This window comes from Flavobacterium agrisoli (genome assembly GCF_016522065.1).
In the GTDB taxonomy this organism is placed as follows: Bacteria; Bacteroidota; Bacteroidia; order Flavobacteriales; family Flavobacteriaceae; genus Flavobacterium; species Flavobacterium agrisoli.
Genome location: NZ_JAEHFV010000005.1, coordinates 121,943 through 147,413, shown reverse-complemented (window position 1 = coordinate 147,413; position 25,471 = coordinate 121,943). Strand labels below are relative to the sequence as shown.

Sequence of the window (25,471 nt, the reverse complement as noted above, 5' to 3'; positions counted from 1 at the left end):
AGCAAGAATGGAAACAAACGAATTATATCCCATTTTTTTAAAACTGCATAATTTGAATGTTTTAATTGTGGGCGGGGGCAACGTAGGACTAGAAAAACTTTCGTTTATGCTTAAATCGAGTCCGAAGGCAAATGTAGAGGTGGTGGCAACCGAATTTATTGCTGATTTAGTTGATTTAGCCAAACAGCATTCGTCGGTTACTTTAACCAAATCAAAATATAAAAAACAGTTTTTAAAAAAACGCCATTTGGTCATTGCGTGTACTGATAAGCTAAAAGTAAACGAAAAAATATTCAAGCAAGCCCGAAAGCGCTATTTAATTTGCAATATTGCCGATACGCCCGATTTTTGTGATTATTATTTAGGTGGCATCGTAACGAAAGGAAATGTGAAAATTGCCATTTCGACTAACGGAAAATCGCCTACAACCGCTAAGAGATTGCGGGAGTTTTTTGAAGAAGTAATTCCGGAAAACATCAATCAAATGGTGCAAAATTTGAATGATTACCGCAAAACGCTAAAAGGAAACTTTGAGGATAAAGTAAATAAAATGAACGAAATAACATCCGTTTTAAAAAATAAAGAGTAACCAATTTTATAAGAAACTTATTGACAAAAATCATTGTGTAGTGACACTTTAATTTGTTTCTTTGCATTATTAAGAATTATTATAAATAACATAACAATGGTAAAAACAGACATATTAATAATTGGAGCAGGACCAACAGGCTTATTTGCTGTATTTGAAGCTGGACTTTTAAAATTAAAATGCCATATACTGGATGCTTTACCGCAACCAGGAGGACAATTATCAGAATTATATCCTAAAAAACCTATTTATGATATTCCAGGATTTCCAGAAGTTTTAGCTGGAGATTTAGTAGACGGATTGATGGAACAAATTAAACAATTTGAGCCAGGATTTACCTTAGGTGAACGTGCGGAAACGATCGAGAAACAAGAAGACGGTTCTTTTATTGTTACCTCAAATAAAGGAAAAAAATTCCACGCCCCAGTTATTGCCATTGCGGGTGGTTTAGGAAGTTTTGAACCACGCAAACCTTTAATTGAAGATATTGAATTTTATGAAGATAAAGGAGTAAAATACTTTATCAAAAATCCTGAAAAATTTAGAGATAAAAGAGTTGTTATCGCTGGTGGAGGAGATTCAGCATTAGACTGGAGCATCTTTTTGGCTAATGTTGCTTCGGAGGTGACTTTGATTCACCGTCGTAACGAATTTCGTGGTGCATTAGATTCTGTTGAAAAAGTTCAAGAATTAAAATCACAAGGTAAAATTAAATTGATTACACCTGCAGAAGTAGTAGGAATCAAAGGTGCAGAACACGTAGAGTCAATCGATTTAGACGAAAATGGCGCACACCGTAATATTCCATGTGATTATTTTATCCCGCTTTTCGGATTGACACCAAAATTAGGTCCAATTGCCGATTGGGGATTAGAAATCGAGAAAAATGCTATCAAAGTAAACAATGCTTTGGATTATCAAACCAATATTCCGGGAATCTTTGCTATTGGCGACGTAAATACCTATCCAGGTAAATTGAAGTTGATTCTTTGTGGGTTCCATGAAGCTACTTTAATGTGTCAAGCGGCTTACCAAATCATCAATCCAGGAAAAAAATACGTATTGAAATATACAACAGTGTCGGGAGTTGACGGATTCGACGGAACTCGTAAAGAAGCACCAAAAGCAGTTGTAAAAGCAATAGTTTAGTACTTGACTTACTAAGTTACTAAGGTTCTGAGTTGCTAAGTTTTTTTAGTCACTCAGAACCTTTTTGCTTAGAATCTTAGCGATTTAGGAACTGACTAACTTAAAAAAAAACACTTGCAAGTGGTAAGGCTATTGCTTTAATTTGCAGTTCCAAAATAATAACAAAATCAATCTTGAGCCTAGTCGAAAGTAAGAGCAAAAGATTGGCGCATTTTCAGCCAAGTTGGGTTCCCGATGTCCACTATATCTTTTATGCTGAACCCCAGCACAAAAGGATACCGTTCCCATCGGGGCTAAAAAGCCAACAATTGTGATTTTTTAGAAAGATTTGAAAAAAATAAAGATTATAATTTGCATCAACATTGTGAAAAACGAGAGTTAAATCTGCTCAATATCTGACATCTGCGTGCAAATAAAAAATAGAAGAAATTATGCCAAATAGCATTCAAGAAGAAATCAAGAAAAGAATACTCGTACTCGACGGAGCCATGGGAACCATGTTGCAACGCTATAATTTCTCAGAAGAAGATTTCAGAGGCGAGCGCTTCAAAGATTTTCCACATTCGCTAAAAGGGAACAACGATTTGTTGTCGCTTACACAACCCAAAGCCATTGCCGAAGTGCATGCCGCGTATTACGAAGCCGGTGCGGATATTGTTGAAACCAATACTTTTTCCGGAACCACAATAGGTATGGCCGATTACCACATGGAAGATTTGGTGTATGAACTCAACTATGAATCGGCTAAAATTGCCCGTCAAGTAGCCGACGAATTCACCGCTAAAAATCCAGATAAACCACGTTTCGTAGCCGGTTCGATCGGACCGACAAACCGTACAGCGAGCATGTCGCCCGATGTTAATGATCCGGGTTATCGTGCCGTAACTTTTGACGATTTGCGCATTGCTTACAAACAGCAGGTAGAGGCCTTAATGGACGGAGGTTGTGATTTGCTTTTGGTAGAAACCATTTTTGATACGTTAAATGCCAAAGCAGCACTTTTCGCCATCGAAGAAGTAAAAGAAGAACGAGGAATTGATATTCCGATCATGGTTTCAGGAACCATTACCGATGCTTCAGGAAGGACACTTTCTGGACAAACGGTAGAAGCTTTCTTGATTTCGGTATCGCACATTCCGTTATTGAGCGTTGGTTTCAATTGCGCTTTAGGAGCCGATTTGTTAAAACCGTATTTGCAGACTTTGTCACAGAATACCTCCTTTAATGTTTCGGCTCATCCCAATGCTGGATTACCAAACGCCTTTGGAGAATATGATGAAACACCAGAGCAAACACAGGCTTTGATTAGAGAATATCTTGAAGATGGTTTAGTAAATATCCTCGGAGGTTGTTGCGGAACAACACCTGATCACATTCGATTAATGGCTGAGGCTGCGAAGGATTATAAACCGAGGGTTTCTACGGCTGTGATGTAATGGTTCCTGCAATAATTTGATATTGCTTTTTTGGATGAAAGAAGATAAAAAGGAAAAGTTTAAGAACTTGAAAATCGCTGCAATTGGTTCTATATTTATATTATTTATTGTATTCTATTATGATTATTATAAAAAGAAACAATTTGATAAGTATAAGGAAACATTTAAAGGAGAGACGATAGCGCTTACAACGAGGATCACTAATGGGAAAGGAGGTCTTTTGAGATATTATTTTTATGATTCGAATAAAAAAATACTTTCAGGGACTCGAAAAAGATATCCTAAATTTTTGAATAAATTTTATCGTGTAAAATATGATTTAAAAAACCCTAAATCAAATTATATTGAATTAGAGAATGAATTAAAACCAGATTCACTCACGCTTGTTAAAGCAGGTTTTACTTACACTAAATATTATAAATATGATGATGGAGTAACTAGCAGGTATCTTGAGGGGTTTAAATGGAAATAATAAAAATAAAAGAAAGTAAACCTATAAGATTTTAGAAATCTTGCAGGATAAAAATATAAAAATGGCAGAAGTAGAAGCAAGAAGGAATTTAGTTTTATCGGGATTAGAACCGTTGATTATTACGCCCGAGAGTGTTTTTGTAAACGTGGGAGAACGTACGAATGTAACAGGTTCTCGTAAATTTCTTCGATTGATTAAAGAGGAGAAATACGATGAGGCGCTTAGTATTGCTAAGGAACAGGTAGAAGGAGGAGCACAAATCATCGATATTAATATGGATGAGGGAATGCTGGATGGTGAATATGCGATGGTAAAATTCCTGAACTTGATTGCAGCCGAACCGGATATTGCGCGTGTGCCTATTATGATTGACAGTTCGAAATGGCACATTATTGAAGCCGGTTTGAAAGTCGTTCAAGGGAAAAGCGTTGTAAATTCGATTTCATTAAAAGAAGGAGAAGAACAGTTTATTCACCATGCCCAATTAATCAAACGTTACGGGGCTGCTGCTATCGTGATGGCTTTTGATGAAGTAGGTCAGGCCGATAATTACGAGCGTAGAGTAGAAATTTGTAAGCGTTCGTATGATATTTTGGTCAACAAAGTAGGCTTTCCACCACAGGATATTATTTTCGATTTGAATATTTTTCCGGTAGCAACTGGTATGGAAGAACACCGTTTGAATGCACTGGATTTCTTTAGAGGAACGGAGTGGGTGAGAGCCAATTTGCCACACGCACACATTAGCGGTGGAGTGAGTAACGTTTCGTTTTCATTTAGAGGGAATGATGTCGTTCGTGAAGCGATGCATTCGGTTTTCTTATACCACGCTATCAAAGCCGGAATGACAATGGGAATTGTAAACCCGGAGATGTTAACGATTTATGACGATATTCCAAAGGATTTATTAGAATATGTTGAAGACGTAATTTTAGACAGAAGAGACGATGCTACAGAGCGTTTATTGGATTTTGCTGAAAGCGTAAAAGGGGAAGGAAAAACAACTGAAAAAGCGATTCAAGAATGGAGAAGTGGCACTTTTCAAGAACGAATTACACATGCTTTGGTAAAAGGAATTGACCAATTTATTGAAGAAGATGTAGAAGAAGCACGATTAGCCGCCACAAAACCAATCGAAGTTATCGAAATCAATTTGATGGCGGGAATGAATGTGGTGGGAGATTTATTTGGAAGCGGAAAAATGTTCTTGCCTCAGGTAGTAAAATCGGCTCGTGTAATGAAAAAAGCCGTGGCGTATTTATTGCCTTTTATTGAAGCTTCGAAACAAGCAGGCGACAAAGAAGGAAATGGAAAGATTTTATTGGCTACTGTAAAGGGTGACGTTCACGACATTGGTAAAAATATAGTGGGAGTAGTTTTGGCTTGTAACAATTACGAAATTATCGATTTGGGTGTAATGGTTGCGCCTGAAAAAATCATTGCCGAAGCCATTGCTCATAATGTTGATATTATCGGTTTGAGCGGTTTGATTACACCTTCGTTAGACGAAATGGTGTTCTTGGCCAAAGAATTGGATAAAAGAGATATACAAATTCCGGTAATGATTGGTGGAGCCACAACTTCGCGTGCACACACAGCCGTGAAAATTGCTCCTCAATATCGTGCAACTGCCGTTCACGTAAACGATGCGTCAAGAGCGGTAACAGTGGCTGGAAATTTATTGGATCAAAATAAAGACACTTACAAAAATGGTATTCGTGAGGAATACGATGCGTTTAGAGAAACCTTTTTGAGTCGTACAAGAGAGAAAAACTTCTTGACAATTGAAGATGCGCGTCAAAATAAATTCCCAATTGATTGGAACGAGTTTACGCCAGTACAGCCTAAAGTAATTGGGAAACAAGTGGTTGAAGTTTCATTAGACGAATTAGTTCCGTATATCGATTGGACACCGTTTTTTCAAACTTGGGAATTGCACGGAAAATATCCGGCGATTTTAACCGATGAGGTGGTTGGCGAGCAAGCAACATCCGTTTTTGCAGATGCTCAAGCCATGCTGAAAGTGATTTTGGAAGAAAAGAAATTACAAGCCAAGGGTATTTACGGAATCTTTCCAGCCAACCAGGTAAATGATGACGATATTCAGTTGTATGATGAAAGCGGAAAAGAAATTGAGAAATTCTTAACCCTACGTCAGCAATCACAAAAAACCAAAGGAGCGCCAAATATTGCGTTGTCCGACTTTATTGCACCAAAAGAATCTGGAAAAGTAGATTATATGGGAGCCTTTTGTGTAACCACAGGTTTTGGTGTTGATGAATGGGCAGATGAATACCGCGATAATTTAGACGATTATAATTCGATTATGGTAAAAGCGTTAGCGGATCGTTTTGCAGAAGCTTTTGCCGAATATTTACACGAAAAAGTACGTAAAGAATTCTGGGGTTATGCAGCTGATGAACATTTGACAAATGAAGAATTAATCAAAGAAAGTTATAAAGGAATCCGTCCAGCACCAGGTTATCCAGCTTGTCCCGACCATTTGGAGAAACCAACGATTTGGAAATTACTAAATATTGAAAAGGAAATAGGAGTAACTTTGACCGAAAGTATGGCGATGTGGCCAGCTTCATCGGTTTCGGGTTATTATTTTGGAAATCCGCAAAGTAGGTATTTCGGACTCGGAAAAATAAAAGAAGATCAAGTTAAAGATTACGCCAAACGCCGAAATATTTCGGACGAATTGGCTACGAAATGGTTAAATCCGAATATAGCAGATTAAATTACCGTCATAAAGTCGAAAGTCGTAAAGTCCGAAAGGAAAGACTTTAGACTTTGGACTTTACAACTTTAAGACATAATTAATGAAAGTAACACAGCATATAGAAAACGCCAAAGGCAAACCTTTGTTTTCTTTTGAAATTGTACCTCCACAAAAAGGGAGTAACATCAACGAATTGTACGCTAATATCGATCCGTTAATGGAGTTTAAGCCGCCTTTTATTGATGTGACTACTTCGCGAGAAGAATATGTATACATCGAAAAAAATGGCCTTTTTGATCGTCGTATTACCCGTATGCGTCCAGGTACTGTTGGTATTTGTGCTTCTATTCAATACAAATACAAAGTAGATGCTATTCCGCATGTATTATGTGGCGGATTTACCAAAGAAGAAACCGAATACTTGTTAGTGGATTGTCAGTATTTGAATATTGATAATTTAGTGGCTTTGCGTGGTGACCCAATGAAAGGCGAAAAATATTTTGAACCGACAAAAGGAGGAAATGCGTATGCCGTTGATTTGGTTCGTCAAATTAAAGAAATGAACGCCGGCCGATTTTTACACGATACCTTGCCAATGCAAAATGCTCCTGATTTTTGCGTCGGTGTAGCCGGTTATCCAGAAAAGCATATTGAAGCACCAAGTTTAGATGCCGATTTGAAACGTTTAAAAGAAAAAGTAGATGCCGGTGCCGATTATATCGTAACCCAAATGTTTTTTGATAACCAACGTTATTTCAAATTCGTTGAAGCGGCTCGTGCTATCGGAATCACGGTGCCCATTATTCCCGGAATCAAGCCAGTAGCGGTAAAACGTCATTTACAGTTATTGCCTCAAGTTTTTTGGTTGGATATGCCTCAGGATTTAATTCACGCTATAGAACAAGCCAAAGACAATGCAGCCGTTCGTCAGATTGGAGTAGAATTCGCTATTCAACAATCCAAAGAATTAATGGAATATGGCGTTCCCTGTTTGCATTATTATTCAATGGGAAAATCAGATAATATTCAACAAATTGCCAGTCAGCTTTTTTAATATTTTAGTAAAGTAAATAATAAAAAGAATCTCAGTAATTTGGTATAAATTGTTGAGGTTCTTTTTTTTTTTAGGAGCTATTCCGGCTATCCGCTATATTCCCAATTAACAAAAACTAAGGCTAAAAAGCCTTGTTTTTCTAAATCGGGACATGCCGCTGCTATCCGGGCTATTTTCCCTTTTAAAGAAATCTTTTACTAACAACTTAAAATAAAATGTAATGGAAACCATTTTACAACAAGACCATCAAAACATAGTCAGGATTTTAGATAAAGTAAAACAAGAAGCGCTGGTTTTTCTCAATACTTTAGAGCAAAGACCCACTTCTACCCAAAACCGAATACATCCCGACCGAATTTTAGAGGAAATGGGCTATGGTAGCGAAGTAGCACTCGATGAGTTTCTGGAACGATTACTGCCGTTAATTGTGGCGCAAGCCGGGCCACGCTATTTAGGATTTGTAACGGGTGGCGCTACTCCAGCCGCTATTGTGGGCGATTGGCTAACCTCAATTTACGATCAAAATGCGCAAGCGACCAACTCTCAAGGAGGAGTTTCGGCGTTGATTGAACTCGAAACCATTCATTTGTTGCGACAACTTTTAAATCTCCCTAATTCGTTTTTGGGTGGATTTGTAACGGGCGCCACGATGGCCAATTTTACGGGTTTGGCAGTTGCCCGACAATGGTTTGGTAAAGAACTCGGAAAGGATTTTGCCAAAGAAGGCATCACAGAAAAAATAACCGTTTTTTCGGCCAATCAACATTCATCTTCTGTTAAATGTTTGGCTATGTTGGGAATTGGGAGTCAGAATGTAATTAAAATTCAAACACTCGAAGGTGACCGAGAGGCGATTGCTATTGCGGATTTAGAAAAGCAGATTCAGACTTTAAACGGTGCTCCTTTTGTTTTAATTTCGAGTGCAGGAACGGTAAATACAGCCGATTTTGATGACTTTGTAGCCATTTCAAAACTGAAAGAAAAATACCGTTTTTGGTGGCATATCGACGCGGCTTTTGGTGGTTTTGCCGCAGTTTCATCCCAATATAAACATTTGGTTTCGGGTTGGGAGCATGCTGATAGCATCACCGTTGATGCGCATAAATGGTTAAATGTACCTTATGAAAGTGCTTTTTATTTGATTAAAGAAGAGTGCCAATTGCTGCAAATAGAAAGCTTTCAAAATACCAATGCGCCTTATTTAGGAAACCCATTAGAAAATTTTAATTACCTGAACTTTTTACCCGAAAATTCCAGACGATTGAAGGCTTTGCCTGTTTGGTTTTCGTTAGTGGCCTATGGTAAAAAGGGCGTGCAAGAGTGGGTTGAGAATTCGATTAAAATGGCACAACTTTTAACTGATTTTATTGCGAATAGTAGCGAATTCGAATTACTTGCTCCAACTCGTCTAAACAACGTTTGTTTTACTTTAAAGGGAAATGAAAAACAAGAAAAAGTCAGCACTTTTTTGGAAACGTTAAACGATACTGGAAGTGTTTTCATGACACCAACTGTTTTGGGCAATCAAAAAGGAATAAGAGCTTCGTTTGTGAATTGGCGTACTACCGAAAAAGACATTCAATTCATAACCGACATTATGCAAGAAGTCGCATCGAAATTAAAATAGCTCGTTTTGGGGCTTGGTATTAAAATACTATATTTGAATTTTGATCAAGTCCCCAACTTATGAAAGCAATTCACTATTTTGTATACGGTGCTGTTTTAAGCCTTTTTTCGTGCAATTCCAAATCGGATGAAAAAAGCAAAGCAGACCCAAGATTAATTACGCCTTTTACGCAGCAAGCTTATTCGGCTACTCCTCAGCCAGCTAAGCCGGTTCAGCATAATCTATTTCACGAAAACAATGCGATTACCACGCCTTCCGTAGCCGCCGGTATTAATCCTGCTCACGGACAACCAGGTCACCGTTGCGATATTCCGGTGGGAGCGCCTTTAAATACTAATACTTCAGTGCAAACCGCAGCTGCAACGAATAGTACACAGCAAGTACAGCTGAGTCAGCCTGTAGTTTCTAAAACCGTAACACCAAAAGGTATGAATCCACCGCATGGAGAAAAAGGTCATCGTTGTGATATTCCCGTTGGCGCTCCTTTAAATTCGAAGCCTGCTACAACTACCTCGACTTCTGTTCCTCAAGCAACAGCAACTTCGGGCGAAGTTTCCAAACAAATAAGCGTGCAGCCACCTGTTCCGGCCTTATTGTCTACTGCTTCGACCAATCCGGTAACAACCGCAGAAGGCATGAACCCGCCACACGGACAAGAAGGGCATCGTTGCGATATTGCAGTGGGAGCACCTTTGCCGAAAAGTTAGGGGAGTTTTTTTGTGTAGATAGGATTTATACCGAAACTTTACTTCGTAATTTCTCTAAAAACAGCTTCAAGGTTTTTGTTTTTGGCGTTGAGTTGTAGCGTTTTTAGTCCGTTTTCGGTGGCGAAATCAAAAATAACGGGACGCATGTCTTTTTCGGTTTTAAAAACCAATTCCCACGTCATATCATGAATGTTTTTGTATGAAACCAAATTTTCCAAACGGGCAATCAATTGTTCTTCAATTTTAAAATCAAATTCCACTTCAATTACTTGTTCTTTATCGGCCGAAACGAGTTGATCTAGTTTTTTATCAGCTACAATTTTGCCTTTGTTGATGATAATCACGCGGTCGCAAATGGCTTCTACTTCTTGCATGATATGTGTAGACAGAAAAACCGTTTTGTCTTTCCCGGCATTTTTAATCACATTTCGAATTTCTACCAATTGATTTGGGTCTAAACCAGTAGTGGGTTCGTCTAATATCAATACATCTGGATTGTGTAATAAGGCACTTGCCAAACCCACTCTTTGTCGGTAGCCTTTAGATAATTGGCTGATTTTTTTATGACTTTCTGCTTTTAACCCCGTAAGGATTAGGACTTCTTCAATTCGGTTTTGAGGGACTTTATACACATCGGCATTAAAAGCCAAATATTCACGAACATACAAATCCAAGTATAACGGATTGTGTTCGGGCAAATAGCCAATGGTGCTTTGCACTTTTTGAGCTTGGGTTTGTACATCAAATTCGTTTACAACTGCAGTTCCAGAATCGGCTTCTAAATAGGTAGTCAGAATTTTCATTAAAGTAGATTTTCCGGCGCCGTTTGGACCTAAAAAACCCACAATTTCTCCTTTAGAAATAGAGAATGAAATGCTGTCTAACGCTTTTTGTGTTCCGTAACTTTTACAAAGATTGTTTACTACTATTGACATAGGTGTTCTTATTTGAAGCAAAAGTAATCAGAAAAAATGATGTTTTTAAAAGAATATTCGGATTGTTGTATGTGGTTTTAAAGCGATAAAAAAAGCCTGACAATTTTTCATCATCAGGCATGTGTGTTTTGGTTTAAGAAACCGTTTCAGTAACTTGTACTCGCATTTCTTGAGCGGCTGCCACCATTTCGATCAAGGCTTTTTTGGTTTCTTCCCAATGCCTGGTTTTTAAACCGCAATCCGGATTTACCCAAAGTTGATCGGCAGGAACAACAGCAGCGGCTTTTTCTAATAAATAAACCATTTCACTTCGTGACGGAACTCGAGGCGAATGAATATCATAAACACCAGGCCCAATTTCATTCGGGTATTTGAAATCGGCAAAAACATCTAATAATTCCATTTGCGAACGCGAACATTCAATCGTGATAACATCAGCATCCATATCGGCGATATTTTGAATAATGTCATTGAATTCGCTGTAACACATGTGCGTGTGAATCTGCGTATCGTCTTTTACACCCGAAGCAGCATTTCGAAACGCTTTGATTGCCCAATCCAAATAGTCAGCCCATTCTTCTTTACGCAACGGTAATCCTTCACGAATGGCAGGTTCATCAATTTGAATGATTTTGATTCCCGCTTTTTCTAAATCGACGACTTCGTCACGAATCGCCAAAGCAATTTGCGTGCAAGTTTCAGAACGCGGCTGATCGTTACGAACGAATGACCATTGCAAGATGGTTACAGGACCTGTCAACATTCCTTTTACCCATTTTGGCGTCAACGATTGGGCGAATTCAGCCCATCTAACTGTCATTGGATTGGGACGCGAAACATCGCCATAAATAACGGGAGGTTTCACGCATCGGCTACCATAACTCTGAACCCAACCGTTTTTGGTAAACGTAAATCCGTCCAATTGTTCTCCGAAATATTCCACCATATCGTTGCGTTCAAATTCACCGTGAACCAAAACATCGATGCCCGTTTCTTCCTGAAAACGTATCGTTTCTTCGGTTTCTTTTTGCAATAAATTATCGTATTGTTGTTGACTCAATTCGCCTTTTTTGAATTTAGCTCTCCAACTTCTCACTTCAGTTGTTTGCGGAAATGAACCAATAGTTGTGGTTGGAAACAAAGGGAGGTTTAAAGCGTCAATTTGGCTTTTTCTTCTGTTAGCAAAAGGACTTTTTCTTTGATCGTCGCCTTTTGAAATAGTTGCTACACGACTTTTTACTTTATCGTTGTGGATTAATTTTGAAGTTTTACGATTTTCATTAGCTACAATATTTTCTTCGTACTGAATTTGGTCATTTTCGGTAATTTCTCCAGAAGCTAAATTCCGAAGTAGTACTATTTCATTCGTTTTTTGTTTGGAAAAAGCCAGCCATTGTTTGATTTCGGGCGTTAATGTTTTGTCATTGGTTTCTAAATCTAAATCGCAAGGGCAGTGAATTAAAGAACAAGAAGGAGCAATCAGAATTCGGTTTTCTCCCAAAGCATTAACGGCTTTTTCAATTAAAGACAACGATTTTTTGAAATCATTTTTCCAAATGTTTCTTCCGTCCACAACTCCAAGCGAAAGTTTTACGTTGCTAGCCAGTTTTCCAGAATCTAAAATATCATCCAATTGAGAAGAACAACGCACCAAATCCAAATGCAAAGTGTCAACTGGTAAAGCCAAAACGGTTTCTAAATTTTCTCCAAAACAGTCAAAATAGTTCGCTAAAATTATTTTTAACGAAGGAAAATTTTTGTTGATTTCGTTGTAAATATAAGTAATCGCATTACGTTCTTTATCAGTCAAGTTCAATGCTAAAAACGGCTCGTCTATCTGAATATATTCGGCGCCTTCTTTTTGTAATGCGTTTAAAATTTCAAAATAAACAGATACTATTTTTTCGATCAAATCGATTCTATGGAAACCCTCTTCTTTTTCTTTTCCCAATAATAAATACGAAACGGGTCCGATAAGTACAGGTTTTGTTTTGATTCCTAATTTTTTGGACTCTACAAATTCGTCGATTATTTTAGTCGAAAACAATTCAAATTTTTGATTTTTTGTAAATTCAGGAACGATGTAATGGTAGTTGGTATCAAACCATTTGGTCATTTCCATAGCCACTACGTCTTGACCGTCTTTTTGCGAACCTCTTGCCATAGCAAAATACAAATCCAAACTTGAATTAGATTTTGCAATTTCGTTATACCGTTTTGGAATTGCTCCTAAAGTCAAAGTCAAATCCAAGACTTGATCGTAGAACGAAAAATCATTAGAAGGAATTAAATCGATTCCTGATTGCGCTTGTAATTGCCAGTTAGTTGCTCGAATGTTTTTACCAACTTCCAAAAGCTCTTCGGCCGAAATTTTTCCAGCCCAATATAATTCGCTCGCTTTTTTTAGCTCTCTGTTGCTTCCAATTCTTGGGTAACCTAAATTATTTGTTTTCATTTTTTCTGATATTTTTTACGGTACAAAGTTACTCTGTTAGTAAGTTGTGCTAAAAAAATGATATTATTTTAGTAAAATGAATTGTTGTATTGTTATTTTGAAGTAATTTGTATTGTAAAATCATTACGAAAGAATTTTAACAGTAAAAAACACTATGGAAAATTTAGACAACATCGATTTAGAAATCTTAAAAAAGCTGCAAGAGAACTCCAATATCAACATAAAAGAGCTTGCAGAAAAGTTGTTTTTAACTGCTACGCCAGTTTACGAACGCATCAAAAGATTGGAACGAGATGGTTATATTATGAAATACGTGGCATTATTAGATAAGAAAAAGCTAAACCTTGGCATGACCGTTTTTTGTAATGTACGACTAAAAGAACACGCCCGAAATGTAGGAAGCAATTTTGTGAAAGACATCGTGGCACTTCCGGAAATTATCGAGTGTTATAACATTGCAGGTGATTATGATTTTATGCTGAAAATTTTAGTGGAAGACATGGCAAGTTATCAGGATTTTGTAATGAACAAATTATCTACTATCGAAAACATTGGAAATACGCAGAGTATTTTTGTCATGGGCGAGATTAAACACAGTACAGCATTGGCGATTTGAAATCAAATGAGTTTTAATTCCTAAAGAAAGTCTTAAAATAAATGTATTTTTGATTCTTTTAATCTAAACCGCGCGAAAACGAAAGGGCGTAGTAAATCAAAAATCTTCAATCAAAAACCTAAAATTACAATGAACTGGGAACAACTATTGTCTTTAAAACGTCAAGGCGACACAAACAAACGATTACGAATTGAACAAGATGACACGCGTTTGGGGTTTGAAGTCGATTACGATCGGATTATTTTTTCGGCCGCTTTTAGAAGTTTGCAAGATAAAACCCAAGTTATTCCGCTTTCTAAAACCGATTTTGTGCATACTCGTTTAACGCATAGTTTAGAGGTTTCGGTAGTTGGACGTTCGTTAGGTCGTTTGGTTGGAAAAAAAATCATTGAAAAATATCCGTATTTAAAAGAAGTGCACGGTTATCACATGAACGATTTTGGCGCTATTGTGGCTGCTGCTTCTTTGGCACACGATATCGGAAATCCGCCTTTTGGACATTCGGGTGAAAAAGCTATTGGAGAATATTTTTCTATTGGTAAAGGAAAACAATACAAAGAACAACTTCAACCAAAAGAATGGCAAGATTTAATCGATTTTGAAGGAAATGCAAATGGTTTTTCGGTATTAACGGGAAGCCGCCCCGGCATAGAAGGAGGATTGCGAATTTCGTATGCTACTTTGGGAGCCTTTATGAAATATCCAAAAGAAAGTTTGCCGAAAAAACCAACTTCAAACATAGCCGATAAAAAGTATGGCTTTTTTCAGTCGGATAAATCATTTTTTGAAAAAGTAGCCCTGGATATGGGGTTGCTTCCAAATAAATCGGGTGCTGATATTGGTTTTGAACGACATCCTTTGGCGTATTTGGTCGAAGCGGCCGATGATATTTGCTATACCATTATCGATTTTGAAGACGGTATTAATTTAGGTTTGGTTTCGGAGGACTATGCTTTGGAATATTTAATCAAATTAGTAAAAGACAATATTGGTGTTTCAAAATACAAAACCTTAACCACTAAAGAAGATCGTATTAGTTATTTGCGTGCGTTGGCTATTGGTAGTTTGATTAACGATGCAGTGCGTGTTTTTATCGAAAACGAAGAGGTTATTTTAAAAGGCAATTTTCCATTCGCTTTAATGGATAAAAGCAAATACAAAGCGCAAATGGACGATATTATTAAATTGAGTGTCTCCAAGATTTATCAAAGCCGCGAAGTAGTCGAAAAGGAAATTGTGGGGTACCAGATTATTCAAACGTTGCTCGATACCTTTATCACAGCTAATAATAATAAATACGAAGGTAAAGCAACCAATTACGATCAATTAATTTTAAAAATGTTGCCCGAGAAACACCAACTCGAAAAAGGCACATTATATGAACGCCTGATGCATATTTGTCATTTTGTATCATTGCTAACCGATGGAAATGCGCTTGAACTTTTCGAAACGATTACAGGTAGAAAAAAATCCTAAATCTATTGGAAAGCATATACTACGCCCACGCCTAAAACTTGACGCAATTGTAATTTGGGCCCTTTAATAACTTGTTCGCCATCGACTTCGTCTTTGGTTTTAATGTCATCGTCGTAAATCATGTGAACACCAACGTTGGCTTTTACATATTCGTTTACTACTAAATCCAATTTGGTTTCAAAATCAACATCGATATTACCAAATTTGTTTAGATAATCGGTATATAAATTCAATCGATTCTCGAAAAACATGTTTTTGTAGATTTCTTTTTTCAAGAACGCTGTAGCCAAAATACCAAATTCGGCTTTTACTTGTTCTCCTGGAGTAAGTAGATTGCCGTCTTCGTCGTAGATGGCTTTTTTAACCCCAAAAGAACCTTGATTGGCTAAATATTGGTCTAAAACCAAAGTAGTTTTGAGCGTAATGGGCGAAAAGTAAAACACCCGATTACGGTCTTTCGTGGCATTTTCCGCTCCTGCTCCTAAGAAAATGTAAGCAGGCGCAAAAGGTCTCGAAATAGGTGTATCCGTGTTTGGGTATTTGTAACCATTGGTAAACTGCGTGCTAAAATTGAATTTTCCAGAATAAAACCAATTGGATGTTGAATCACTTCGGTAACCATAAGTCGAATTTAAAACAAGTGCATCGTCTGTTTTTCGAAGTTCGGTACCGTCTTGTTTGTTTAAACCGTATTTAAGCAAAAGTTCGTTGGCCCATTTGTGATTACCATTTACATAAACTCGTGTAAATTCCCCTTTAAAAAGTCCAGAAATCGAGCTGGTTCCCCCGGCACTCCAGTTAACAAAAGCTATTTCCGAAATATCAAATCCCAATTTGTTCTTTTTAGACCAATGCGAAATGGTATCTTTTAGTTGGGTTTGAATAATCAGTCCTTGAGGTGTGCTTATTTTGTTTTTGGTTGATAAAAGTTCAGTCGGATTCTGCGGCAATTTTGTTCGAATTAAAACTTCCTGCGCATTTGCAACTGCCGTGACGAATAAAAAGATTATAATGGTGGAACGTACTAAATTCATTAAAATGGTTTTTGGTTTCGCAAAATAATTATTTCTAGAGGGTTAAAAAAAGTTTTTCTAAACTTTTAACGTCAATCTTACAAATTTGTTGCAACTCTGTTACAGTACCTTGGGTAATAAAATCATCCGGAATGCCCAATATTTCAATACTTCCTTGATATTGTTCTTTAGCAGCCATTTCTGTAATAGACGAACCAAATCCACCAATTATTGTGCCATCTTCTATAGTAATAATTTTTTCGAATGAATCAAAAATGGTTTTTAATAATGATTGGTCTAGCGGTTTTACAAACGGGAAATGATAATGTGCTATTTTTTTATTTGCTACCAAGTTCAAAGCTTTGGTGATATTGTTGCCGATAGTTCCGGTGGATAAAACAGCAATTTCAGTACCTTCTTGTAGAAAGTGTGCCGTTCCGATATTGACTTTTTGATAATGCGAAAAGTGATTTTTCTGCCAATCGATAATTTCCCCTCTACCTCTTGGATAGCGAATAGCGATGGGTTGATTTAAACCCAATTGCGCCGTATAAAGAATATTTTGTAGTTCAATTTCGTTTAAGGGGGCGTAAATCATCAGGTTCGGAATGCATCGCAAATAGGCAAGATCAAAAACGCCGTGATGTGTGGCGCCATCTTCTCCGACCAAACCTGCGCGATCCAAACAAAAAATAACGGGCAAATTTTGAAGAGCCACATCGTGAATTATTTGATCGTAAGCACGTTGTAAAAAAGTAGAGTAAATGTTGCAATAAACCGTCATGCCTTGTGTTGCCATGCCGGCTGCAAGGGTTACAGCATGTTGTTCGGCAATTCCGACATCAAATGCACGTTCGGGAATTTCATCCATCATTAATTTTAACGAACTTCCGGTTGGCATTGCAGGTGTAATTCCGACAATTTTTTCGTTTTTTCGAGCTAAATCGAGTAGGGTAAGACCAAAAACATCTTGGTATTTCGGCGGTAAATTTTCTTCCGATTTTAAATGAAGTTCACCCGTTAAAGCATCAAATTTTCCAGGGGCATGATATTGTACTTGATTTTCTTCTGCTTTTTGAAGACCTTTTCCTTTTGTGGTGATGAGGTGAAGAAATTTGGGTCCTTTTATTTGTTGTAAACGTTTTAATTCGCGAATTACTGCAAAAATATCATTCCCGTCAATTGGTCCTGAATAATCAAAATTCAGTGATTTAATAATGTTATTTTGTTTCGGATTTTTTCCTTCTTTCACATGGGTGAGGTAGTTTTTTAAAGCGCCTATGCTAGGATCTATGCCAATAGCGTTGTCGTTTAAAATGACTAACAAGTTGGCATCGGTTACACCGGCATGGTTTAAACCTTCAAAAGCCATTCCAGAGGCGATAGAAGCATCGCCAATAACCGCAATATGATGTTTTTCAAAATCGCCTTTTAAATGAGAAGCTATCGCCATTCCCAACGCGGCTGAAATAGAAGTGGAGGAGTGACCTACACCAAAAGCATCATAAAGACTTTCACTTCTTTTAGGGAAACCCGATATACCACCCAATTGACGATTGGTGTTGAAAATTTCTTTTCTTTCGGTTAAAATTTTATGGCCGTAAGCTTGGTGCCCTACATCCCAAATTAACAAATCATCGGGTGTGTTGAAAACATAATGCAAGGCAATGGTCAATTCGATAACACCTAAACTGGCACCCAGATGTCCTTCCTTTACCGAAACAATTCCGATAATAAAATCGCGTAATTCTTGAGCGAGTTGCGGTAATTGCGACTCGTCTAGTAGGCGTAAATCGGTTGGATTTTGTATTGTTGAAAGTATATTGCTTTTCATTGTAATGTAAAAAGCGAATTTACGGTTTTAAATTTAAATTACTTTATCTGATTATGCTATCAAAATTTTTCAATCTGTATGTTAGTTATTGTAGATGGATTTTGTTTATGACTTGCTGTACTAAGACTATGTTTTTGAATTGTTAGTACTAAAGTATATCTGGTTTTGGTTTTTTTACCATTTTGTTGACCAGGATGCCATTTGGGTGATAATTGTAAAACTCGAATTACTTCTTGTTCTAAATTTCGGGAAATATTTACACTTGGCTTTACATATGTTAATGAACCATCTTTTTCAACTATAAAAGAAATAATAATTTTAGTCTTTTTGGTGTCAATATTTTCTGGAGTTATAAATTCATTCGTGAAATAGGTATAAAATTGCTCAATACCTCCATCAAATTCAGGAGTTGTTTCAAATCCAATACCTCCATTGTAAATAATGTCATCGGTTACAGTGTTTTGTTTCGCAATTTGTTCGCAATTAGTTGTTGTCGGTTTTTTGAAATTTGACTGAATATGTGGTTTAACGAATTTAATCTGATTTACTTTTGGCAGCGGAGGGGGAGGGATTCGAACGGTGTCGTTAGGGTTGAGCATTGTCTTACCAATGTAAGTTTTACTAATTGAAGAAGCATCATCAATTACTTCTATTTTGTCTATTTTTTGTTTATTTCCGTTTTTGTCTTGGCAACTGAACAAAGTAGTGCCCATGGAAATGAATAATGCTAATGAAAATATTTTATGATATTGGTTTTGGGAGTATAAAACTTGATTCGGAATTTTAATTATTATTGTGTCTAATTGAGATTTTTTAAACCTTCCGCAAATGTTTTTACTTTTGTTTTTGATAAAAAATTGTTGAATTTCCTCTGGAACTTTTGAAGTAAAATCAATAACCGTTTTAGAGCAGTTCATGCAAAAACGACCATTTTCGTTTGGGATCATTTTGTCCCAGTTTTCCGAACAAGGCTCTGGAATTGTTATTTTATACTTTCTTTCCATTTTTGAATATCAATATTTAAATATAATAAAAATTGCTTTAAAATCTTATTTTTGCAATTATGGAAAACCCTTTCAACGACGACTATTTTATGAAACGCGCCTTGCAAGAGGCCGAACTTGCTTTTGAAAAAGGCGAAATTCCTGTGGGAGCTGTTATTGTAGTAGCTGATAAAATTATCGCGCGAGGTCATAATGCTACCGAAATGCTGCATGATGTAACGGCTCATGCCGAAATGCAATCTATTACGGCTGCCGCAAATTATTTAGGAAGTAAATATTTAAAAGACTGTACGTTGTATGTGACGTTAGAGCCTTGTCAAATGTGCGCTGGTGCTTTGTATTGGAGTCAGATTTCGAAAGTGGTGTTTGGTGCTCGTGATGAAAATAGGGGATTTATGACCATGGGAGGTAAATTGCATCCTAAAACGACTTTGGTTTCGGGAGTTATGGCTGAGGAATCGGCTGATTTGATGAAACGTTTTTTTGTTTCCAGAAGAAAGTGACATTTTTGAACATAAAAAAACCGCCATATCAAAAAGATTGGCGGTTTTTTATTCTGAATGAATTCAGGTTTTATTCTTTGATAACATTTCCTTGGTTGTCGTAGAAATGATATTCTAAATACGTGTAAGCGTCACGAGGTATGATTTTCACCCATTTCTTATACTCAAAAAACCATTTTGAGCGTAAGGATGGAAAACCTTTACTGAGGTATGCAGCCACAAAGGGGTGGGCGTTAAGCACCACTTTTTTGTGGGTTTTTAAAATTCGTTCTAAATCAGAGGTGATTCGGTCGATGATTAAAATAGGCGCTTCAATTTCGCCATTCACACTATCGGGATTTTCTTCTCTGGTTTTGATGTTAACTTCTGGTCTTACGCGCTGTCTGGTAATTTGAACCAATCCAAATTTACTAGGCGGCAAGATTTTATGCTTGGCTTTATCGTCGCTCATTTCTTCTCGCAAGAAGTCGAACAATACTTTCCTGTTGTCGGGATTAGACATATCGATAAAATCAACTACTATAATTCCGCCCATATCTCGCAAACGCAATTGGCGGGCAATTTCTGCTGCTGCAATCATGTTTACTTCTAATGCAGTATCTTCTTGATTGGTGGCTTTGTTTGATCGGTTACCACTGTTTACGTCGATTACGTGCAAGGCTTCGGTGTGTTCGATTATCAAATAAGCACCTTTGCTCATGGATACGGTACGTCCAAATGAAGTTTTGATTTGTCTCTCTATGTTGTATTTCTCAAAAATAGGAGTGTCGTTTGATTGATAAAACTTTACAATAGATTGTTTTGAAGGCGCAATTTCTTGCAAATATTCTTTCGTTTGGTGAAACAACTCTTCATCATCTATTTGAATACCGCTAAAGGTATCATTAAATACATCTCGTAAAATCGAAGAAGCTCGGTTAAGCTCTCCTAATACTTTTGATGGATGATGAGCAGTTGGTAATTTTTTACACATTGCAGTCCATCTGCCTAGCAGGTTCTGCAAATCTTTTTCTAATTCGGCTGTATTTTTGCCTTCGGCTACTGTACGAACAATAACACCAAATCCTTTTGGTTTGATAGATAGTACAAGTTTTTTTAGACGGTCTTTTTCTTTTTTGTCTTCTATTTTTTGTGAAATAGAAACACGATCCGAAAAAGGGACCAACACAATAAAACGTCCTGCCAAAGAGAGCTCAGCGCTAATTCTTGGGCCTTTTGTTGATATTGGTTCTTTAACTACTTGGACTAAAACAGATTGATTGGCACTTAAAATATCAGTAATGATGCCATCTTTGTCAATCTCTTTTTCAAACTGAAAGTTTTTTAGGGAGAAATCTTTTAATTTACCTGCGCTTACAAGTTTTATGAATTTCAATTGAGAAGCTAAGTTAGGTCCTAAATCGTGATAATGTAAAAAGGCATCTTTTTCAAAGCCAACATTTACAAAAGCAGCATTAAGTCCAGCAACGGGTTTTCTTATTTTGGCAATAAAAATATCACCAACCTGAAAGTTGCTTTTTTCTTCTTCTTTATGTAATTCAATTAGTTTTCCATCTTTTAATAAGGCAAAATCTACGGCTTCAGAACTAGATCGAATGATTAATTCTTTATTCACACTGTAAATTTTTATCTGTTTTTTCAGAAAATAGAAAATAGATGAAAGAAAATAGATGTAAAAATCTAAAATCGATCCCGATAATTATCGGTACTAAAATCTAAAATCTTATCTACAGATGGATTAAACAATATTTTTAACAGGTATTGAACCCGGAGAAAATAAGATTAATTAAAAAGAGTACAGTTGATAGACTTTTATGCGTCTTTTTTCTATTCTCTTTTCTCTTTCTTCTTTTTTCAATTTCAATGAACGTTTAAAAAGAAAAAAGTAGTTATAAACTACTTTTTCTTTTTGTGACGGTTAGCTCTCGCTCTTTTTTTTCTTTTGTGAGTAGCTACCTTATGTCTCTTTCTTTTTTTACCACTTGGCATATCTTATCGATTTTATGATTAATTAATAGTGTTATTTTGCTTCGTTATTTGTTTTTACTCCTTCTACAAACACTTTTGCAGGTTTAAAAGCAGGAATGTTGTGCGCTGGAATTTTAATAGTAGTGTTTTTAGAAATGTTTCTACCTGTTTTTTCAGCTCTAGTTTTTACGATGAAACTTCCGAAACCTCTTAAATAAACATTGTCTCCAGTTTCTAAAGAAGATTTTACTTCTTCCATAAATGTTTCCACTGTTGCTTGAACATCTCCTTTTTCAAGACCTAATTTTTCTGAAATTTTCGCTACGATATCTGCTTTCGTCATTTTCTTTCGTATTTATATTGGTGTACTATTTTTTTGAGTTTGCAAATATAGGAATTAAAAAAAGAATAAATCAAGCTAAATCGTTAAATTTTAATTACATAAACTTTTACTTTTGTTGTCTAATAATTTATAATGAATTTTTCTAAGTTACTAATTTCGTGGTATTTACAAAACAAGCGCGATTTGCCTTGGCGCAATACGCGCAATCCTTATCCCATTTGGCTCTCCGAAATCATGCTGCAACAAACACGTGTAGCGCAAGGATTGCCTTATTTTTTTTCTTTTATAAAAGCTTTTCCTACGGTGTTCGATTTGGCTAATGCTGATGAAGAGAAAGTCCTTAAATTGTGGCAAGGCTTAGGGTATTATTCTCGGGCTCGAAATTTGCATCAAACTGCACAATATATTGCATCTGAATTAAACGGTGTTTTTCCGCAGACCTATAAAGAGTTGTTGCAGCTAAAAGGAGTTGGGCAATATACTGCGGCGGCAATAGCTTCTTTTTCGTATAACGAAGCTGTTCCGGTTGTAGATGGAAATGTATTTCGAGTGCTAGCGCGTTATTTTAATATGGAATCGGATATTGCTTTGCCGGCGACTAAAACCGAATTTTATAACTTGGCTTTCGAATTAATGCCCAAAAATAATCCTGCACAATTTAATCAGGCTATTATGGAGTTTGGCGCTTTGCAATGTGTGCCTAAAAATCCAGATTGTGCTAGTTGTGTTTTTAACGAAAGTTGTTTGGCTTTAAAAATGAATAAAGTTGCTCAGCTACCTGTAAAGTTGAAAAAAACCAAAGTTACCAACCGTTTTTTTAATTATTTTATTGTTCAAGATGAGCAAGGAAAAACACTCTTGCAGCAACGAACTCGAAAAGGAATTTGGCAGAATTTATATGAATTTCCGCTTTTGGAAACTAGTGAAGAGAAAGATTTCGATTATATATCATCGGTTATTGAAGTAGGCTTTTTTCAGCCATATATTCCTATTGGTATTGAAGAATTGAATTGTAAAGCCATTGTGCATAAATTATCGCACCAACATTTAAATATTAAGTTTTGGAAAGTGCGTATAAAAGGTGTTTTAGAGTCGGGGATTTCACTGCAAGAGGCGAAACTTTTTCCTTTTCCGATTGTGATACATAATTTTTTAGAATCGCTTTAATATTGTTTTTTAAAAAAATGTATCTTTGGAGAAATACCATATTTTCATGAGCGGAACCTTAAATAAAGTAATGTTAATTGGCCATTTAGGAGATGATGTAAAAATGCATTATTTTGAAGGAGGAAACTGTATTGGGCGTTTTCAATTGGCTACCAACGAAGTGTATATCAACAAATCGACCAACGAAAAAATCACTTCTACCGAATGGCATAATTTGGTTGTACGCAATAAAGCCGCCGAAATTTGCGAAAAATACTTATCCAAAGGTGATAAAATTTATGTAGAAGGCCGCATCAAATCAAGACAATGGCAAGGTGATGATGGACAAATGCGCCATACGGTCGAAATTCAGGTTACCGAGTTTACCTTTTTGTCTACTAAAAAAGAGAACGAAGCAAATAAGCAAAATTTGAATTCCGAATCGCCAAAAAACACTAACTTTGACGATTCTAATAATGGTTTGCCTATTAACGACTTACCGTTTTAATGTTTAACTAATTTGAATTAATTTGGACCCAGAGCCCAGTTTATACACTGCAATTGTTGTAGATGCCAATATGATAATTGGTTTTGTCGGAATAATGGTTTTACTATTTTTTTCGGCCTTAGTTTCGGGAGCCGAAGTTGCTCTTTTTTCCCTTTCTCAAAAAGATATTGACGATGCACTCCAAGAAAATGATGCTAAAGGAGAAATCATCGCCTCATTATTAGAAAAACCCAAAAAACTCCTCGCAACGCTTTTAGTTGCTAATAATTTCATCAATATTGCGGTAGTGATTTTATTTTCCTTTGTCGGGAAATCTATTTTTGGCGGAGTAGAATCGGCTGTTTTAAAATTTATTTTAGAAGTAATTTTGGTTACTTTTTTAATTTTATTATTTGGCGAAGTTTTGCCTAAAGTGTATGCGAGTCGTAACAATTTAAAGTTTGCCAAACAAGTAGCTTATCCAATTGCTTTTTTAGATAAAATTCTTTCTCCTATAAGTTTACCCATGCGTTCCACTACACTATTTTTGCACAATAAATTGGGTAAACAAAAAAGCAACTTTTCGGTAGATCAGCTTTCGCAAGCCCTTGAATTAACTGATTCTGACGATACTTCAACCGAAGAGCAAAAAATTTTAGAGGGAATTGTCTCTTTCGGAAATACCGATACCAAACAAGTTATGAGTCCGCGTATTGATATTTTTGCCTTGGATATCGAAGAAACATTTAGCGAAATTTATCCTAAAATTATTGAAAAAGGCTATTCTCGAATTCCGGTTTATAAAGATACTATCGATCAAATTGAAGGCGTTTTGTTTGTTAAAGACTTATTACCTCATATCGATTCTGAAAATTTTGAATGGCAAACCTTATTGCGAGCCCCTTTTTTTGTTCCGGAAAATAAAAAATTAGACAATTTGCTCAAAGATTTTCAGAGTTTGAAAAGCCATTTGGCCATCGTGGTTGACGAGTACGGTGGCACTTCTGGCTTGGTTTCTTTAGAAGATGTAATCGAAGAAATTGTAGGTGATATTAGCGATGAATTTGATGATGAAAATATCAATTTTTCGCAAATAGATGATAAAAATTTCTTGTTTGAAGGAAAGATAAATTTGAAGGATTTTTACCGAATAGTAGATGTGGAGGAAGAAGTTTTTGAACTAAAAAAAGGAGAAGCCGAAACATTGGCCGGATTTATTTTAGAAATTGTAGGAAATTTTCCAAAAAAAGGACAAAAAATAGCATTCGAAAATTGTATGTTCACCATCGAAACTGTCGATAAAAAAAGAGTTAAACAAATTAAAGTAACAATTGAGTAATGAAAGCGAGTAAAAATGGACTTTTTGTGGTAATGGTAGTGTTGCTTTTGTTGTCGATTTCTTCCTGTAAAGATGATGTTTTGCCAAAACCTGCGAGTTATCTGCGTTTGGATTACCCCGAAGCAAAATATGCAGCTTTTCAAAACAATTGCCCTTTTTCTTTTGAAATGAATGCCAATGCCATTATTAAAGGTGAAAAAGATTGTGGTTTTGCTATTAACTATCCTAAAATGAAAGCGACCATTTATTTAACCTATAAACCGGTTTCGGGCGATATTGATAAATTATTGCGTGATGCTCAAAAACTAACTTACGAACATGTTATTAAAGCCGATGATATTTTGGAGCAACCTTTCGTTAATGCTGATAAAAAAGTCTACGGAATGTTTTATCAAGTAGATGGCAACGCAGCGACGAATTCACAGTTTTATCTAACCGATAGTACCCGACATTTTATTACTGGTTCGGTTTATTTTTATGCTAAACCCAATTTCGACTCGATCATGCCAGCAGCAAGTTATTTGCAAAACGACATGAAACGTTTGATGGAAACCATGCAATGGAAATAACGATTGCTTTTTTAAAAGTGTATT

The 25,471-nt window shown here is 36.4% G+C and carries 22 protein-coding genes; 15 read left to right on the top strand and 7 right to left on the bottom strand.

The features are described 5' to 3' along the window. Nucleotides 1–7 precede the first annotated feature (7 nt). From I5M07_RS12375 to I5M07_RS12340, 8 genes are all read left to right on the top strand, one after another. The gene (locus I5M07_RS12375; RefSeq protein WP_200106760.1) at nt 8–589 is read left to right on the top strand and encodes a precorrin-2 dehydrogenase/sirohydrochlorin ferrochelatase family protein; all 582 of its coding nucleotides are present in this window, start codon (nt 8–10) and stop codon (nt 587–589) included. 96 nt (nt 590–685) lie between these two features. Next, the gene (locus I5M07_RS12370) at nt 686–1,738 is read left to right on the top strand and encodes an NAD(P)/FAD-dependent oxidoreductase (protein ID WP_200106759.1); all 1,053 of its coding nucleotides are present in this window, start codon (nt 686–688) and stop codon (nt 1,736–1,738) included. Nucleotides 1,739–2,169: 431 nt separating this feature from the next. Further along, complete coding sequence (locus I5M07_RS12365) at nt 2,170–3,174, top strand: homocysteine S-methyltransferase family protein (protein ID WP_200106758.1); 1,005 nt, start codon at nt 2,170–2,172, stop codon at nt 3,172–3,174. Between the two features lie 34 nt (nt 3,175–3,208). Beyond that, complete coding sequence (locus tag I5M07_RS12360; protein ID WP_200106757.1) at nt 3,209–3,646, top strand: hypothetical protein; 438 nt, start codon at nt 3,209–3,211, stop codon at nt 3,644–3,646. Nucleotides 3,647–3,707: 61 nt separating this feature from the next. Next, complete coding sequence (gene metH, locus I5M07_RS12355; RefSeq protein ID WP_200106756.1) at nt 3,708–6,389, top strand: methionine synthase; 2,682 nt, start codon at nt 3,708–3,710, stop codon at nt 6,387–6,389. A gap of 82 nt (nt 6,390–6,471) precedes the next feature. Beyond that, entirely contained in the window at nt 6,472–7,425 is a 954-nt protein-coding gene (gene metF, locus I5M07_RS12350; protein ID WP_200106755.1) for a methylenetetrahydrofolate reductase [NAD(P)H], read from the top strand. 220 nt (nt 7,426–7,645) lie between these two features. Continuing rightward, nucleotides 7,646–9,052, top strand: coding sequence for a pyridoxal phosphate-dependent decarboxylase family protein (locus I5M07_RS12345; protein WP_200106754.1), 1,407 nt, complete (start codon nt 7,646–7,648; stop codon nt 9,050–9,052). 59 nt (nt 9,053–9,111) lie between these two features. Then, entirely contained in the window at nt 9,112–9,759 is a 648-nt protein-coding gene (locus tag I5M07_RS12340; protein ID WP_200106753.1) for a hypothetical protein, read from the top strand. A gap of 38 nt (nt 9,760–9,797) precedes the next feature. Here the strand turns inward: I5M07_RS12340 and gldA are convergent, their stop codons facing one another. Both gldA and metE read right to left on the bottom strand, forming a co-directional pair. Further along, the gene (gene gldA, locus I5M07_RS12335) at nt 9,798–10,694 is read right to left on the bottom strand and encodes a gliding motility-associated ABC transporter ATP-binding subunit GldA (protein WP_200106752.1); all 897 of its coding nucleotides are present in this window, start codon (nt 10,692–10,694) and stop codon (nt 9,798–9,800) included. A 133-nt stretch (nt 10,695–10,827) separates the two neighbouring features. Further along, entirely contained in the window at nt 10,828–13,149 is a 2,322-nt protein-coding gene (metE, locus tag I5M07_RS12330) for a 5-methyltetrahydropteroyltriglutamate--homocysteine S-methyltransferase (RefSeq protein WP_200106751.1), read from the bottom strand. A 154-nt stretch (nt 13,150–13,303) separates the two neighbouring features. Here metE and I5M07_RS12325 point away from each other — a divergent pair, with 154 nt between their 5' ends. Together I5M07_RS12325 and I5M07_RS12320 are read left to right on the top strand one after the other, a co-directional pair. After that, nucleotides 13,304–13,765 carry an Lrp/AsnC family transcriptional regulator gene (locus I5M07_RS12325; RefSeq protein WP_200106750.1) on the top strand — a complete coding sequence of 154 codons (462 nt, stop codon included), beginning with the start codon at nt 13,304–13,306 and terminating at the stop codon, nt 13,763–13,765. 129 nt (nt 13,766–13,894) lie between these two features. Next, a complete protein-coding gene (locus I5M07_RS12320) occupies nt 13,895–15,241 on the top strand; it encodes a deoxyguanosinetriphosphate triphosphohydrolase (protein ID WP_200106749.1) in 1,347 nt (448 codons plus the stop codon). Between the two features lie 2 nt (nt 15,242–15,243). Here I5M07_RS12320 and I5M07_RS12315 read toward each other — a convergent pair whose 3' ends face one another. Genes I5M07_RS12315 through I5M07_RS12305 form a run of 3 tightly spaced genes read right to left on the bottom strand, consistent with a single transcriptional unit; the run spans nt 15,244 to nt 19,092 of the window. Next, entirely contained in the window at nt 15,244–16,275 is a 1,032-nt protein-coding gene (locus tag I5M07_RS12315) for a DUF3078 domain-containing protein (protein WP_200106748.1), read from the bottom strand. A gap of 34 nt (nt 16,276–16,309) precedes the next feature. After that, the gene (locus I5M07_RS12310; RefSeq protein ID WP_200106747.1) at nt 16,310–18,088 is read right to left on the bottom strand and encodes a 1-deoxy-D-xylulose-5-phosphate synthase; all 1,779 of its coding nucleotides are present in this window, start codon (nt 18,086–18,088) and stop codon (nt 16,310–16,312) included. A gap of 59 nt (nt 18,089–18,147) precedes the next feature. Continuing rightward, nucleotides 18,148–19,092: an energy transducer TonB gene (locus tag I5M07_RS12305; protein WP_200106746.1), complete on the bottom strand. Its 945-nt coding sequence runs from the start codon at nt 19,090–19,092 to the stop codon at nt 18,148–18,150. A 59-nt stretch (nt 19,093–19,151) separates the two neighbouring features. Here I5M07_RS12305 and I5M07_RS12300 point away from each other — a divergent pair, with 59 nt between their 5' ends. Next, on the top strand, nt 19,152–19,595 hold the full coding sequence (locus I5M07_RS12300) for a nucleoside deaminase (RefSeq protein ID WP_200106745.1): 444 nt from the start codon (nt 19,152–19,154) through the stop codon (nt 19,593–19,595). Between the two features lie 70 nt (nt 19,596–19,665). Here I5M07_RS12300 and I5M07_RS12295 read toward each other — a convergent pair whose 3' ends face one another. Together I5M07_RS12295 and I5M07_RS12290 are read right to left on the bottom strand one after the other, a co-directional pair. Continuing rightward, nucleotides 19,666–21,210 carry an Rne/Rng family ribonuclease gene (locus tag I5M07_RS12295; protein ID WP_200106744.1) on the bottom strand — a complete coding sequence of 515 codons (1,545 nt, stop codon included), beginning with the start codon at nt 21,208–21,210 and terminating at the stop codon, nt 19,666–19,668. Nucleotides 21,211–21,615: 405 nt separating this feature from the next. Next, nucleotides 21,616–21,906, bottom strand: coding sequence for an HU family DNA-binding protein (locus I5M07_RS12290; RefSeq protein WP_200106743.1), 291 nt, complete (start codon nt 21,904–21,906; stop codon nt 21,616–21,618). Between the two features lie 132 nt (nt 21,907–22,038). Between I5M07_RS12290 and mutY the strand changes: the two genes are divergently transcribed. Genes mutY through gldD form a run of 4 tightly spaced genes read left to right on the top strand, consistent with a single transcriptional unit; the run spans nt 22,039 to nt 25,447 of the window. Further along, nucleotides 22,039–23,073 (top strand): A/G-specific adenine glycosylase, encoded by a 1,035-nt coding sequence (gene mutY, locus I5M07_RS12285; RefSeq protein WP_200106742.1) that lies wholly within the window; start codon nt 22,039–22,041, stop codon nt 23,071–23,073. A gap of 46 nt (nt 23,074–23,119) precedes the next feature. Continuing rightward, nucleotides 23,120–23,560 (top strand): single-stranded DNA-binding protein, encoded by a 441-nt coding sequence (locus tag I5M07_RS12280; RefSeq protein ID WP_200106849.1) that lies wholly within the window; start codon nt 23,120–23,122, stop codon nt 23,558–23,560. A gap of 22 nt (nt 23,561–23,582) precedes the next feature. Then, nucleotides 23,583–24,878, top strand: coding sequence for a gliding motility-associated protein GldE (locus I5M07_RS12275; protein ID WP_200106741.1), 1,296 nt, complete (start codon nt 23,583–23,585; stop codon nt 24,876–24,878). Continuing rightward, nucleotides 24,878–25,447 carry a gliding motility lipoprotein GldD gene (gene gldD, locus I5M07_RS12270; protein WP_200106740.1) on the top strand — a complete coding sequence of 190 codons (570 nt, stop codon included), beginning with the start codon at nt 24,878–24,880 and terminating at the stop codon, nt 25,445–25,447. Before I5M07_RS12275 ends, gldD begins: the two co-directional genes overlap by 1 nt. Nucleotides 25,448–25,471 lie beyond the last annotated feature (24 nt).